This window comes from Paenibacillus sp. FSL M8-0334, from assembly GCF_038000405.1.
Classification (GTDB): domain Bacteria; phylum Bacillota; class Bacilli; order Paenibacillales; family Paenibacillaceae; genus Paenibacillus_AQ; species Paenibacillus_AQ campinasensis.
In genome coordinates, this window is the sequence record NZ_JBBOCH010000002.1 from 637241 (window position 1) to 651741 (window position 14501).

Sequence of the window (14501 nt, forward strand, 5' to 3'; positions counted from 1 at the left end):
GCGATTCAGCTCCCGTTGGCTGCTGGTTTTTTTGAAAAAAACTATTGCATGTCCAGGATGCTATATGGTATATTATTCAGGCGGGAAGAAAACGGGTATCGTTGAATTCGCAAATGAATAACATACGGGGCCTTAGCTCAGCTGGGAGAGCGCATCGCTGGCAGCGATGAGGTCAGGGGTTCGATCCCCCTAGGCTCCATAAGAAGAAAACCCTTGATGTTCAAGGGTTTTTTGCTTGCCAAATTTAATAAGAACTTGGTTTCTTAAGAGTGTCTTACATCAATCAGTGGGAAATCGGTGAGATCGGTTCATTCGGCCTGACGTCGCAGGAATACCGAACCTTCAGGCTAAGCCGGGATGGAGCACAATAATTGCGACCAGGCGTATGGTCAGACAGCAGTCCTTGGATAACTCAAGGACTAATTTGCATTGGCTTGGCAGATTAGGAGGCGACCATCTTACGATATTCGTTGGCACTTACGCCGGTATAGGATTTAAATCGTTTATAAAACCAGTCGATTTCAGTATATCCCACCTCGTTCGCAATTTCGTAAATCTTCAGATCTGTTTGCTCCAGCAGCATTTTCGCTCTTTCCATACGTTGAATGAACAAATATTGGTTAAAACTCATATTTTCATGGTTTTTGAACTTTTGGCCAAGATAGGAGCGGTTGAAATGGAATTTGCTTGAAATGTCTTTAAGCGTAATATTCTCGTGAAGCTTCTTCCCCACATATTCCTTGACTCTGTGAATCACGTCATCCTCAGTGCGGCGTTGGTTTGCGTAAACAGCAGCTACGCTCTTCACCAGTTCCTCAGCCGGCAACGTGCTCGGTACGTAATCGCTTACCTGCAGCTGCAGCGCTTTGCGGATGAAGGCAAATTCCATGGTATCCTCAACAACAATGATGGGCAATCGGCTGATCCTCCGGATTCGACCGCACAGCTCCAACCCTTTCTTGGGGCTGCCGGTCATGTTGATAACCGCCAGTGAATAGCCATTCTCCTCAATCTGGCGCAGCGATGCCTCAGAATCATCATCGCAGATTTCCATGTTCATCCCACATTTGCGCCAATCCTGCAGGCGAAGCATGTCATCGGAGCAGCAGCCCAGATTGATATACAGTAACTTAGACATAATGACTCCCTCCCCAGATAATGCGATAAGCAGAATATCCATCAAAATGTTTACGCTTACATTATGTTGTCCGGCCCCCCTTTTCCACAATGTGCTTTTCTTTGCATTCCTAACCGTTCTTTACTTCTTGCAAAGCTGGGTTGAAATAGATTGGCGGACAAGCCGTTGCAGGAGACGGTCTTCTAGCGTTTCAGGGGTAGAATATCTCGATTTCCCCAGGTTGTTGCATGGAAATGTAAGCGCTAAACTTTGGGTGAATCTGGACCAAACATCAAACGTTGAGGGGGATTAAAGATGCGTGTTCGCAAATTAATGGTTCTGTTATTGGGACTGGTTCTGCTGCTTGCAGCCTGCAGCGGTGGCTCGGACAACCCGAGCAGCGGCACTCAAGAAGCCGTGGAATCGGGGACGAATAGCAGCACTGAAAATGAGACGTCGAAGGTAACGGACGAGACGGAAAACAGCGGCGGGGATGAAGTCTACAGAACGCCGGAAATGGATTTCGATTTAGGCGGTAAGACGATCAAAATCGTCTCTTGGTGGGATATGACGATTCCGGAGGATACCCCGGACAATATCCAGCGCAAGAAGAATCTTGAAGACCTGATGCAAAAGCATAATTTTAAAGTGGAGTACGTGGCCATCGACTACGGCGAGTACCAAGAGAAAGTTACTGCTTCCTTGCTCGCTGGTGAACCGGTCGGTGATATCGTTCGCCTTGGCAAAACCTACACGGTGCCTACCTTGGTTAAACAGGATCTGCTCTGGCCGATCGATGAATACACCAAAAACCCCGTCGCCTTTAATCAAAAGGTTACGAACGAATACTACACGTATGAAGACAGGGGGTACGGATTCACCGAAAATCAAGCAAATCTGGTTCAGGGCATCTTTTACAATCGTACACTTATGAACCAGCTTGGCTTAAAGCCGCTTCAAGAGTACGTGAACGAAGATAACTGGAATTGGGAAACATTCATAAAAGTAGCTAAAGAAGCCAACAAAGATACGAACAACGATGGCAAGCTGGACACTTGGGGGCTAGCAAACTCCTCGCTTATGGATCATGCCTTATATTCCAACAACACGGGTCTGACCAAAGAAGATAAGCAAAATCTAGAAGATCCTGCAACACTGGATGCTCTTCATTTCATTTCTCGTATTGCTACCGAGAAACTAGCAAGACCAACCGAGGGCGGCGACTGGACGGAGCCAGGCCAATTTTTCCGTCAAGGCAATACATTAATGTACGCCGGTGCCCTCCACGAGTTGAGCGGCATGCAGACGGATATGCCGGATTACGACATCGGTTTCGTACCTTTTCCGAAAGGGCCGAACGCAACGGAGTACCACTCTGCCGAAGCACTCTTCCAGGCGCTCACCATTCCGAAAGCAGTCGAAAATCCGGAACAGCTGCTTTATATCTGGGAGAAAATCAACGACATTGAATCCGTATACGACTATCCGGACCAAGCCTCTTACGAAACGTTATTCTCGAGCGAAGACGATTTAAATAACGCCAAAATGGTGGCGCCAAACATGATTATTCTTGACCACAATACATTCCCGAATTTGAAGTACTACGATTTCGTCGGCGAGCTGAATGAAGGGATATCTGTTTCTACCGTGGTTGAGAAGTACAAGTCAACCTTCCAAGCGGCCATTGACGAAGTATATGGTCCTTGACATTGAACATTACCCGAGAGGTGAACGTCCCTGCGCAGCGCATTGCTGCGGCAGGGACTGTCATTGGATGGATTAACCGTATGGGAGGGAGAGAAATTGAACACCAGGAACAAGCGTTTCGGCAGCGCCATACTTGTCATCGTCCTATTTTTTTTATCTCTATGGGCCTTCTACCCTTCGAAATCGACAAACCAAGGCTTCGTTCAAGCGACCTCCGACTTTGAAGCGGTCATAAAAACGGAAGGGCAGAACGGGTACAGCCAGTATTTAGAGGCCCATGTATCGGCGAGCCGTCCGGACCGCATCGTCCGCATCGAAGGCGAGTCCTTTGTATCAACCTCTGGGGAAGGATTCGAGATCGCGGAGAAATTACACGGCTCCGAAGGGAAGTCCGTGATCACGCCAGAGGTTGGCTCCATCTCATGGGACGTAAACGTGGAAGAACCGGGCTTATACCATGTCCGGATCCGATTCTATCCAATAGAGGGGAAGAGTTCGGCAATCGAAAGGCAATTCTCTATCAATGACGAGGTGCCTTTCAAGGGAGCAGATATCCTACTATTCGACAGGGTATGGGGAAACCGGGACGAGGAAATCAGGCAGGATAACCGCGGAAACGATCTGCGGCCAAGGCAGATCGAGCAGCCTTCCTGGCAGCTTGCGCCGCTCTCCGATCGGTACGGCTACTATGATGAACCATATTCCTTTTATTTTGACAAGGGCAAGCAGAAGCTTACGCTAACGTCCTTGCGGGAGCCGATGGCCATTGATTATATCGAGCTGTACCAGGAGCATGCCTTGAAAACATACGAGGAGCTGGCGAATGAATATGAGTCTGAGGGCTTGGAACCGACCCGGGGTCAGTACATTCTGATTCAGGCGGAGGATGCCAAGCGGAAATCGTCGCCGACCTTGTATCCTACATCCGACAGATCCAGCCCGACCGTTGTGCCGTATGACGTTTCCAAAATCAGAATCAACAGCATCGGAGGCGTCAACTGGAAGCTGCCGGGGCAATGGATCGAATGGGAGTTCGAGGTGGAAGAAGACGGTTTGTACCAAATCGCCTTGAAGCAAAAGCAGGATCAGCTCCGGGGCGTATTTGCCACCCGAAGTCTTATGATCAACGGGGAGTTTCCCTTTGAGGAAATGAAACGAATCCGCTTTCATTATGATCGCGATTGGCAAATGAACGTACTGGGCGAGGAAGAACCTTATTTATTCCATTTCACTAAAGGGACGCATCAAATTCGAATGATGGTGTCTCTCGGCGAGATCGCGCCGCTCTTGCAGACGATTGAATCCAGCGTGCTGGAGCTGAACGAAATGTACCGCAAAATATTAATGATCACCTCCAATACGCCGGATCCGTTCCGCGATTATCAATTGGAGAAGCGGATTCCGGATATGGTGGAGGTGTTCACCGAGCAGGCCGAAATCATTCAGAGCGTTGCCGATTATCTGGAAGAAGCAACGGGCGAGCGAAGTGACAAGGTAGCCGTCCTGCATTCGATGGTGCACCAGCTGAACGAGCTTGCCGAAAATCCCGAAACCGTCGCCAAGCGCTTGGATACGTATAAAGTGAACGTAGGCGGTCTGGGAACCTGGATGCTGCAGATTAAAGAGCAGCCCATCTCGCTCGATTATCTGATCATTCACTCGCCGGATCGTGATCTGCCCAAAGCGGACGCGTCGTTACTCGAGGTTGCGGGCCATGAGCTAGGCGCTTACGTGGCTTCGTACACGGAAGACTATGACACGATCGGCAACGCCGGCGATGAAGAAGAAGCCATCACCGTTTGGGTGACGACAGGACGTGATCAGGCGCAAGTACTGAAAGCATTGATCGACGACACGTTTACGCCTGAATCGGACATTCCGGTGCATCTCCGGCTTGTTCCGGGAAATATCCTTCTGCCAGCCACGCTTGCCGGAGAAGGTCCGGATGTCGCCATGCAAATCGGCGAGGACGTGCCGGTCAATTACGCGATGAGGGGCGCTGCAGCTGATTTAACGAAATTCGATGATTTCGAAGAGGTGGTCACCCGATTCCGCGATAGCGGGCTTGAGCCTTATAGATATAACGGTGGAGTGTACGCCTTGCCTGAGCAGCAGACCTTCCCGATGTTGTTCTATCGCAAGGATATTTTGGAGGAACTTGGCTTGAAGCCGCCCGCGACCTGGCAAGAAATCTATGACATGATTTCCGTGCTTCAGAAGCACAACATGGAATTTTATTTACCGCTTGAAGCCGCCAATGCGAGTCTAGTCCCGAATGCGACGTTTGCGATGCTGCTGTATCAGAACGGTGGGCAGTTCTATCGCGATAACGATACGAGGAGCGCGCTCGACTCCGACATCTCCATGGAAGCCTTCAAGAAGTGGACGCAGTTCTATACCAGCTACAAGTTCCCGCTGCAAGCGGATTTCCCGAACCGTTTCCGCACCGGAGAGATGCCGATCGGGATTGCGGATTACACGACGTACAACATGCTGACGGTGATGGCCCCCGAGATAAAGGGGCTGTGGGATTTCACGATCGTGCCGGGCACTGAACGCGAAGACGGCACCGTAAACCACGAAGTTGCCAGCCATACGACCGCCGTCATGCTGCTTCAAAATTCAAAGAGCAAAGAGGCTTCTTGGCAATTTCTGAAGTGGTGGACCGACAAGGAGACGCAAATTGCGTATGGCCGAGAGATGGAAGGCTTGATGGGAGAGGCTGCCCGCTATCCAACGGCCAACATCGAAGCGCTGGAGGAACTGCCATGGCCGGTGAAGGATTATCGGAATCTGGATAACCAGTGGCGGTGGGTACGAGGCATTCCGCAAGTGCCAGGGGGATATTTCACGGGCCGGCATTTGGACAATGCCTTCAGGAAAGTGGTCAATGCCAGCGAAAATCCTCGCGAAGCCCTATCTGATTATATTCTGTACATTAACGATGAAATTGAGATCAAGCGGAAGGAGTTCAATTTGCCATATTAACAGGGGAGGTGCGGTAGTCGATGCAAGTTGAACCAGGAATTCAAACCGTAAAGAGCCCCAAAGCGAATATGCAGCAGAACAGCCGTTGGGTCTCTTTCACAAAAGAGTTGAAGCGCAGCAAGCACTATTATTTGCTGATGAGTCCGTATATGATTATTTTCTTTCTGTTTACGGTCATTCCGGTGGTCTTTTCCTTTGCCCTAAGTTTCTTCTATTTTAACATGCTGGAATTTCCGAGGTTCGTCGGTTGGCAAAATTATTCGAGGCTGTTTCTGAATGATGATATCTTTATGATCGCCTTGAAAAATACGCTGATGTTTGCCGTCATCACCGGTCCCGTCAGTTATATCGCCTGTTTTGTATTCGCATGGATCATTAATGAATTGTCGCCCAAAGTGCGGGCGTTCATGACATTGGTCTTTTACGCGCCTTCGATATCGGGCAACGTTTATTTCATTTGGCTCATCATCTTCTCCGGTGACAGCTACGGGTATTTAAACGGGTTTCTGATGAAGGCCGGCTTTATCCTGGAACCGATTCAATGGCTCCTGAATGAAAACTATATTCTATGGATCGTGATTATCGTACAGCTTTGGCTCAGCCTGGGCACCAGTTTCTTGGCGTTTATCGCCGGACTGCAAACGATCGACAAGTCGCTGATCGAAGCCGGGGCGATGGACGGCATCAAAAATCGCTGGCAGGAGCTCTGGTATATTACGCTGCCGTCCATGAGGCCGCAGCTGATGTTCGGGGCTGTCATGCAGATCACAACCGCATTTGCCGTCGCAGATATCTCCATCGCGCTAGCCGGGTTTCCGAGCGTTAACTATGCGGCGCATACCATTGTTACCCATCTGATGGATTTCGGCACGATCCGCTTCGAACTGGGCTACGCCTCGGCCATTGCGACGTTCCTGTTCTTGCTGATGGTCGGGACCAACAAATTAACGCAAAAAATGTTGAGAAAGATAGGTGAGTAACGTTGGCTGCGAAAATGATTCGATATTTCCGGCTGCCGAGAACGCTGAACCGCTCTTTGCCCGTTAGCATTTTGCTGTTTTCGCTGCTCGCCTTGTTCGGAGCCTTCATGGCATTGCCCTTGATTTACGCGGTGAACAACGCATTCAAGCCGTTGGACGAATTGTTCATATTCCCCCCACGGTTCTTCGTAAACAATCCGACGATGGATAATTTCCTGGATTTGATGGTGTTAATGGGGAATTCGTGGGTCCCCTTATCGCGTTATTTCGCAAATACGCTGTTGATCACCATCATTGGCACGGCCGGACATATCCTGCTGGCGTCTGCAGCAGCCTATCCGCTGGCCAAATACCGCTTTCCCGGCTCAAGGGCGCTGTTTTCCATAGTGGTGCTTGCCTTGATGTTTTCGCCTCATGTTACGGCGATTCCCAACTATATGGTCATGTCTTGGCTGGGTTGGATCAATACGCATGCTTCCATTATCGTGCCTTCCTTGGCATTTCCGCTCGGGCTGTTTCTGATGAAGCAATTCATGGAGCAGATTCCCGATGCCCTGCTTGAGGCATCCAAAATCGACGGGGCCAGCGAATATCGGATCTACTGGTCCATTGTGATGCCAAACGTGAAGCCTGCCTGGCTGACACTAATGATTTTACAATTTCCGGCACTTTGGGGCAGCGATGGGGGCAGCTTCATTTACAGCGAGCATCTGAAGACGTTACATTTCGCGCTCGGACAGATTACGGAAGGCGGAATCGCTAGAGCCGGGGTTGCTGCGGCCGTTGCACTGCTCCTGATGATCGTTCCCATCACGCTCTTTATCATATCCCAGAGCAGTGTCATGCAAACGATGGCCACTTCAGGGATGAAGGACTAGAAAGGAGGCATGTCAGATTGATGAAACGCAAACTGAAGACGCCTCTCCTCATCATGATCTGCTGTTTATTGGGGGTTGGGGCAGGAGCGGGGAACGTAAGCGCCAAGCGCGCCTCGGACTCCTATATTTATTCCTATTGGGGCGATGCTGCGGCAGCGCCGGCCGCTTATGTAGCGACTGAATGGATCAGCGGCTCCGACCTGGGGACGGGAGCTTTTCAAGAGCCGAGCGATCTCCACGTCACCGCCGATCATCGCGTATACGTACTGGATTCCGGCAACAATCGGATCGTTGTGCTGGACCATGATCTAAAGCTGGTAACGGCTGTGGATTCCTTCACAAGAGAGGGCGAGCCGGATGCATTCCTGCAACCGCAGGGAATCTTTGTGACCGATGACGGCGAGGTGCTCGTAGCGGACACCGGTAACAAAAGGGTGGTTCACTTGGATTCGGATTTTGAACTGATCAAGATTATCGATTCGCCGGAGTCGGAGCTACTCCAGGATTCGTTTAGGTTCGAACCTGTGCGGATCGTCATGGACCATGCGCAGCGAATTTATGTCATGGCTGCCGGCGTGTTTGACGGGTTCATGGAATTCGACGCCGAAGGGGCGTTTACTTCCTTCATTGGCGCGAATCGCGTTTATATCGATCCGATCGAGTATTTCTGGAAGCAAATCTCGACCAAGGCGCAGCGCAGCCAGATGGTCATGTTTACGCCTACGGAGTTTACGAATCTGGATATTGACTCGGAAGGGTTCATCTATGCCACGAACGGGGACCAGTGGGGGAATAACATTAAGAAGCTTAATGCGCAAGGCAGCGATATTTTAAGAAGAACGGGGTATTCCGACCCGCAGGGCGACATTCTTTACGTCAGCAGCGAAGGTCCTTCTAGGCTTATCGACATCGATGTTGCCGACAGCGAGATTTACTCCGTGCTCGATGGCAAGCGGGGACGGGTGTTCACTTACAACGGGGACGGACATCTGATGTATGTATTTGGCGGGTTGGGGAATCAATTGGGTCAATTTCATACACCGGTGGCCATTGACCGAATCGGCGAGGATTTTCTTGTGCTGGATAAGGCGCTTGGCGAAATTACCGTCTTCCGAACGACTGAATACGGTCGAACGCTGAACGAAGCCGTCAAAAGCTATTATCGTGGCGAGGAAGAGACCGCTTTTGCGTTGTTTAATCGAACGATCGCCATGAATGCTAATCTGGAATTCGCCTATGCGGGGATCGGCAAAGCCTTGCTTCGTCAAGGCGATTATAAGGGTGCCATGGTGCATTTCAAACGCAGCTTGGATCAGAAAAACTATTCGAAAGCATTCCTGCTATACCGCAAAGAGGTCATGAGGGAACATTTTCCGTTGATCATGACCATGCTGTTCTTGGCTGGAACCGGGATATTTGCCGTGTCCAGGATTCGGAATGTGAAGGAACGAAGAAAGGGGGCTTCCGCATGAGCAGGGAATGGATTCGATTTCCCCTAAGTCTCATGGTTCATCCCTTTGAGGGCTATTGGGACCTGAAATATGATCGCAGCCGAAATTTCACGTTAATCATTTCATTTAGCGTATTGTTCCTGGTTGCCGTTACGAACATTTTGAGGAGCCAGTACAGCGGTTTTCTAGTCCATGTGTACAATCCTGAGAGCATGAACAGTGTCATGGAAATTGTATACGTGATCGTGCCGCTCTTGTTCTGGTGCGTGGCCAACTGGTCGCTTACGACCTTGATGGATGGGGAGGGCAAATTCGTCGAAATTTTTACGTCGACCTGCTTCGCGCTCCTGCCGCTCGTGATCATACAGTTTCCATGGATTTGGCTCAGCAATCTCGTTTCTCTGGAAGAGACCGCATTCTATTATTTTTCCAACTCCGTTGCGGTGCTCTGGTTCGTTTATCTGCTGTTTGTCGGCAATATGACGGTGCATCAGTTTTCTCCGTCCAAAACGATCGGAATTATGCTGCTGACCCTGGTTGCCATGGGGTTTATGGCTTTTATCAGTTTGCTGTTTTTCAGCTTGGTCCAACAGATCGTGGCCTTTATTTCCGTCATCTATCAAGAATTGGTCATGAGAACTTAAGGAGGAGGAAGGATGGGCAATTTCGCTAAATATATGCTGCTTGCTGCCAGTGTGCTGACAGCACTGATGATGGCCGGTTGTACGGATAAAGGACCGGAAAAGGCAGCTGGCGATGAAGGCAATGGGCCCGCCAACAGCTTCACGCCGGGAGCAGCCCTTAAGTCATCGTTCGTCAATCCGAGCGTCAAAGGCATGAAAGGTATTGCCGAGAACGATCAGCTCCAGCTGCTAACGGACGATCAGACGGGGGCGATCGCCGTCGTGCATAAGGCAAGCGGCGAAATTTGGCACAGCAATCCCCCTGGCCATGAGTCGGATCCGCTGGCCGCGGGCGTGAACAAAAGCTTGTTGTCCTCTCAGTTGAAGCTTGACTTTTATAACAGCTTCGGACAGATAAATTCGGTCAATTCGCACGCCGACAGCGCGGCTTACAAGCAAATCGGCATGGAGGAAATCCCAAACGGCGTTCGCGTTAACTACCGGTTCGGCACGGACAAAAAAACGATGGACGACATGCCCAAGAAGATCAGCAAGACCCGTTTTGAACAGAACCTGTTAAGCAAGCTGGACAGCGCCGGCCAGCGAACGCTGAAAATCGCGTACACGGAAGATGCCGAGCAAGGGGTGTATGTCCGGTCCGACGGCGCGCTCAAAGGTCTTCAGCTGGAACGTGCGCTTAAAGCCTTTGAGGATGCCGGATATACCGAGGACGATTTGCTGGTGGACATCGAGGAGAACCATTTGGATCAGACCAAGCCTGAACCGCGGGTATTTCATGCCTCGATCGAATATACGCTGGACGGCGACAGTCTGATCGCCAAGCTTCCGGTTTCCAGCATCGATTTCCCGGCTGAATATCCAGTGAATACGGTCTCGTTCCTTAGCTTCTTCGGTGCAGGGGGGGCGGAGGATAAGGGCTCAATCCTTGTTCCAGACGGATCTGGGGCACTGATCCATTTTAATAACGGCAAGACGCGGTACCCTTCCTACCAGCAGAGCGTGTACGGAATGGACCGAACGATGAGCGGGATTGAAACGGCGGATAGCAGCCAGGATGTCAGACTGCCGGTGTTCGGTATCATCCGTGAAGGCGGGGCATTTATCGGCATCATCGAGGAAGGGGCTCCGGCCGCGACGATCCATGCCGACGTCAGCGGCAGACTGAACAGCTATAACTACGTATACCCGGCGTTCACGGTAATCAACAAAGGCGACTTAAGCCTGGATGCGAACGGCCAGCAGCGCTCGCTCCCGAAGTTCCAGGAGGATCCGATGCGAAGCGATTTTTCGGTCCGGTATGCGTTTGTAGGCAAGCAGTCGGCTTCCTATCCGGGACTCGCCGCCTATTACAGGAATTACTTGGAGCAACAGGGAGGCCTCCCGGCAATTGCCGAGAGAAATGAAGAGAATATGCCGTTCTATATGCAGCTTGTAGGAAGCATTTATAAGAAAAAGCATTTTGCAGGAATTCCGTATCGGGCGCTGGAGCCGCTCACGACGTTCGAACAAGCGCAAAGCATTCTGACAGAGATGGGCAAGCGAGGCATCCATGACATCAAATTGAAGTATAGCGGCTGGTTCAACAAGGGGCTGGCTCATGAGGTTCCAGACAGCGTCTCCGTTGATCAACAGGTAGGGGGAGAGAAGGGACTCCGGCGTCTGTTATCCTATGCGAACGAGAATGGGGTAACGCTGTATCCGGATGTCGCCATCCTTACCGCGCTGTCCGGTTCCGGGTTCAACGAGGCGAAGGAGGCGTCCAGAACGCTGCGAGGCATCCCCGCAGAGATCTATTCCTTCAATCCGGCGCTGAATCGGCGGGATCGGACCGGTTCGCCGGCTTATGTAGTTTCACCGCGGTTCATAGGTAGCTACACGGAAGCTTTCTTAAAGGATTATGGAAAATACGGCGCTATTGGCGTGTCGCTGAGTGATCTTGCCGCCGAGCTGGACAGCGATTTTCGCAAGCATCGTCAAATTGACCGTACGGAGTCCGAGCAGTTGTCTCTGGATGCGCTGAACAAGATTTCAGATGCCAATCTTCAGGTCATGGCTGACGGAGGAAATGCTTATGCGCTGCCTTTCTTAACCGATATCACCCATGCGCCCATGTCTAGCAGCCGCTTTAAAATCGAAGACGCGGAAATCCCCTTCTATCAAATGGTTGTCCGCGGGCATATCGATTACACGGGAGCGCCTTACAACCTGTCCGCATATACCGATGCCAAGCCATATATTTTGAAGTGTTTGGAGTATGGTGCTGGCGTGTATTTTCAATGGTTCTATGAACCTAATCATAAAATAAAGGACACAGAGCATAACGAACTGTTCTCTGCCAATTACGCGTTATGGATCGACGAGGCCGCCCGCATCTACGAGGAAGTCAATGCATTTCTGAAAAAGGTTCGCCATGAGCGGATCGTCGGGCATGACGAATTGGCTGACGGCGTGTTCAAGACGACATACGAGAGCGGCGTGTACGTCATCGTGAATTACAATCGTGCACCGGTGACGATAGATGGCGTAACCATTGAAGCCGAAAGCTATGTGACGGGTGGTGAAGCGCCATGAAATCCATAACCCAGCGATTTGGGCAAAAGCAGCGAAGCTATGGGAAACAGAAGGCATTATGGGGCATTGTTTATGTGATGCCTTGGCTGCTCGGCTTTATCTTTTTCTTCCTGATCCCTTTGCTGACTTCCCTGATCTACAGTTTTAGCACCGTTACGGCAAATTCCGAAGGCATCGGCATTACGTTTATGGGGATGAAAAATTACGTGACTGCCTTTACGGTCAACACCAGCTTTAACCGGATGCTGACCGAGGCGATCGTGAACATGGCGGTGAACGTGCCCCTGATCGTTATTTTCAGTCTCTTTCTGGCCGTCGTCCTGAATCAGAAGTTCCTTGGTCGTTCCTTTGCCAGATCGATATTCTTCCTGCCCGTCATTCTTGCTTCCGGGGTCATTCTGACCCTGGAAAGCAGCAGCCTCGTTCAGGCGATCAATGATCAGAATGCCGGTTCCGGCGGGCTGATTAATGCACTGGGAAGCTTTGAACTCGAACGATTGATGCTTCAGGCCGGCGTAAGCGAGACGATCGTAAACTATTTAACGGGAGCCGTGGATCGTATTTATGAGATCGTAAGCCAATCCGGCGTGCAGATCCTTATATTCCTGGCAGGCATACAGACGATATCCCCCCAGCTGTACGAAGCGTCCAAGATGGAAGGAGCTACGGGTTATGAAGCCTTCTGGAAAATCACGTTTCCGATGGTCAGCCCGCTGATTCTGGTCAACATGATCTATACGATTATCGACTCGTTCTCCCGAAATGAGCTGACAGACTTGATCAAGACCACGGGCTTCGTCCAATTCGATTTCGGACTTAGCTCAGCCATGGCTTGGATTTACTTCCTGGCCATCTCCATCATCCTGTTGATCAGCACGTACTTTGTATCCAGGAAGGTCTTTTACCATGAATAGAAGAAGGTGAATGCAATGTCGGTTTCTCGGTGGCTATCGCTCGAAAGCTGGAAACGATGGCTCTGGTCTTTCATACGTTTAACATTGATCGCTGGCTTGTCCTTTGTCATTCTGTATCCGATTCTGCAAAAAATCTCGACGGCCATCAAAGACAAGGCCGATCTTTATTCACCGGTCGTCGTATGGATTCCGGAAAATTTCACAATGAGCAATTTCCTTGATGCGATCCGCATTATGGATTACTGGGAAACGCTGTTCAACACGTTTGCGCTGTCGACGACGACGACGGTCTTGACGGCCGCTTCTTGCGCACTGGCGGGTTACGGCTTTGCCCGTTTGAAATTCAAGGGCAGCCAGCTTTTGTTCGCCTGTGTTGTCCTGACGATTCTGGTGCCCCCAACCACGATTCTCATCCCGATTTATTTGAATCTGAAGGATTTTACGCTGATGGGCCTGATTCCGCTCCTCACCGGCAAGTCCGTCAACCTGTTGAACAGCTATTGGCCGTTCATTCTGACTTCGCTGACCGCCAATTCGCTTAAAGCCGGCTTGTACATTTTTATTTTCCGGCAATTCTTCCGCGGCATTCCGAAGGAGGTGGAGGAGGCGGCTTATATTGACGGCGCGGGCGTCGGAACCACCTTTACCCGCATCATGATGCCGAACGCGATTCCTGCCATCATTACCACGACGTTGTTCTCCTTCGTCTGGCAGTGGAACGACAGCTTCTACACGACGACGTATCTGACTTCAAGCAAAGTCATGTCCACCCAGCTGTCATCGCTGCCGTACAATCTGTCCATTATGCTGGGCAGCGATCCGTCAAAGGCGGACCCTTTTTATTTGAGTATGGTGCAGGATACCGGCATTTTGCTGGCCATCCTTCCCTTGATCGTCATCTATTTGTTCGTTCAGCGCTATTTCGTGGAAAGTATCGAGCGTACGGGCATCGTGGGTTAAATCACGGATGATTATACGGCTTGGCAATAAAATTGGCTGTTGTTCGTTGCTATGCTGTTGATCGTCATCCCTCCCCAATCTATTACGTATCGTTAGCCCAAATACCGAAGCCAACACTCAAGTAAAAGAGTTCCTTGCGCTTAATATATGAAAATCGCAGCCAGCCCCATCTGTCCTTGGGGTTGGCTGTTGTTTATTTGCAGATATCTTATCTTTTAGGGCTCGATCGAATTTATCGAACAATCAAAGGGTTGGTTTAAGAGGGTGGAATATATTGGGATTTGAACGAAA

General features: G+C 50.5%; 10 protein-coding genes and 1 tRNA gene. 10 read left to right on the plus strand and 1 reads right to left on the minus strand.

Annotated features, from left to right (window positions below; translation table 11 throughout):
- The first annotated feature begins 126 nt into the window (after positions 1 to 126).
- A tRNA-Ala gene (locus tag MKX64_RS17100) sits at positions 127 to 199 on the plus strand.
- Positions 200 to 442: 243 nt separating this feature from the next.
- Here MKX64_RS17100 and MKX64_RS17105 read toward each other — a convergent pair.
- Entirely contained in the window at positions 443 to 1138 is a 696-nt protein-coding gene (locus tag MKX64_RS17105; RefSeq protein ID WP_095263819.1) for a response regulator transcription factor, read from the minus strand.
- Between the two features lie 294 nt (positions 1139 to 1432).
- On the opposite strand from MKX64_RS17105, the gene MKX64_RS17110 reads away from it, so the two are divergent.
- From MKX64_RS17110 to MKX64_RS17150, 9 genes are all read left to right on the plus strand, one after another.
- Positions 1433 to 2824 (plus strand): ABC transporter substrate-binding protein, encoded by a 1392-nt coding sequence (locus MKX64_RS17110; protein WP_341036743.1) that lies wholly within the window; start codon positions 1433 to 1435, stop codon positions 2822 to 2824.
- A 96-nt stretch (positions 2825 to 2920) separates the two neighbouring features.
- Entirely contained in the window at positions 2921 to 5812 is a 2892-nt protein-coding gene (locus tag MKX64_RS17115) for an extracellular solute-binding protein (protein WP_341036745.1), read from the plus strand.
- Between the two features lie 68 nt (positions 5813 to 5880).
- On the plus strand, positions 5881 to 6792 hold the full coding sequence (locus MKX64_RS17120) for a carbohydrate ABC transporter permease (protein WP_230875634.1): 912 nt from the start codon (positions 5881 to 5883) through the stop codon (positions 6790 to 6792).
- 14 nt (positions 6793 to 6806) lie between these two features.
- Positions 6807 to 7670 carry a carbohydrate ABC transporter permease gene (locus tag MKX64_RS17125; RefSeq protein WP_176475499.1) on the plus strand — a complete coding sequence of 288 codons (864 nt, stop codon included), beginning with the start codon at positions 6807 to 6809 and terminating at the stop codon, positions 7668 to 7670.
- Positions 7671 to 7690: 20 nt separating this feature from the next.
- Positions 7691 to 9142, plus strand: a complete 1452-nt coding sequence (locus tag MKX64_RS17130; RefSeq protein ID WP_095263824.1) for an NHL repeat-containing protein — start codon at positions 7691 to 7693, stop codon at positions 9140 to 9142.
- Entirely contained in the window at positions 9139 to 9765 is a 627-nt protein-coding gene (locus tag MKX64_RS17135; RefSeq protein ID WP_095263825.1) for a YIP1 family protein, read from the plus strand. The genes MKX64_RS17130 and MKX64_RS17135 overlap by 4 nt, the downstream gene beginning before the upstream one ends.
- A gap of 12 nt (positions 9766 to 9777) precedes the next feature.
- The gene (locus tag MKX64_RS17140; protein WP_095397903.1) at positions 9778 to 12336 is read left to right on the plus strand and encodes a DUF5696 domain-containing protein; all 2559 of its coding nucleotides are present in this window, start codon (positions 9778 to 9780) and stop codon (positions 12334 to 12336) included.
- Positions 12333 to 13250 carry a carbohydrate ABC transporter permease gene (locus MKX64_RS17145; RefSeq protein ID WP_095263827.1) on the plus strand — a complete coding sequence of 306 codons (918 nt, stop codon included), beginning with the start codon at positions 12333 to 12335 and terminating at the stop codon, positions 13248 to 13250. Before MKX64_RS17140 ends, MKX64_RS17145 begins: the two co-directional genes overlap by 4 nt.
- A gap of 15 nt (positions 13251 to 13265) precedes the next feature.
- The gene (locus MKX64_RS17150) at positions 13266 to 14210 is read left to right on the plus strand and encodes a carbohydrate ABC transporter permease (protein WP_095263828.1); all 945 of its coding nucleotides are present in this window, start codon (positions 13266 to 13268) and stop codon (positions 14208 to 14210) included.
- The last annotated feature ends 291 nt before the right edge of the window (positions 14211 to 14501 follow it).

Excerpts from the sequence above, each read along its gene's own strand:
- MKX64_RS17135 (WP_095263825.1), top strand. The coding sequence starts at position 9,139 with ATGAGCAGGGAATGGATTCGATTTCCCCTAAGTCTCATGGTTCATCCC.
- MKX64_RS17105 (WP_095263819.1), bottom strand. The coding sequence starts at position 1,138 with ATGTCTAAGTTACTGTATATCAATCTGGGCTGCTGCTCCGATGACATG.
- MKX64_RS17110 (WP_341036743.1), top strand. The coding sequence starts at position 1,433 with ATGCGTGTTCGCAAATTAATGGTTCTGTTATTGGGACTGGTTCTGCTG.
- MKX64_RS17130 (WP_095263824.1), top strand. The coding sequence starts at position 7,691 with ATGAAACGCAAACTGAAGACGCCTCTCCTCATCATGATCTGCTGTTTA.
- MKX64_RS17145 (WP_095263827.1), top strand. The coding sequence starts at position 12,333 with ATGAAATCCATAACCCAGCGATTTGGGCAAAAGCAGCGAAGCTATGGG.
- MKX64_RS17150 (WP_095263828.1), top strand. The coding sequence starts at position 13,266 with ATGTCGGTTTCTCGGTGGCTATCGCTCGAAAGCTGGAAACGATGGCTC.
- MKX64_RS17120 (WP_230875634.1), top strand. The coding sequence starts at position 5,881 with ATGCAGCAGAACAGCCGTTGGGTCTCTTTCACAAAAGAGTTGAAGCGC.
- MKX64_RS17125 (WP_176475499.1), top strand. The coding sequence starts at position 6,807 with ATGATTCGATATTTCCGGCTGCCGAGAACGCTGAACCGCTCTTTGCCC.
- MKX64_RS17140 (WP_095397903.1), top strand. The coding sequence starts at position 9,778 with ATGGGCAATTTCGCTAAATATATGCTGCTTGCTGCCAGTGTGCTGACA.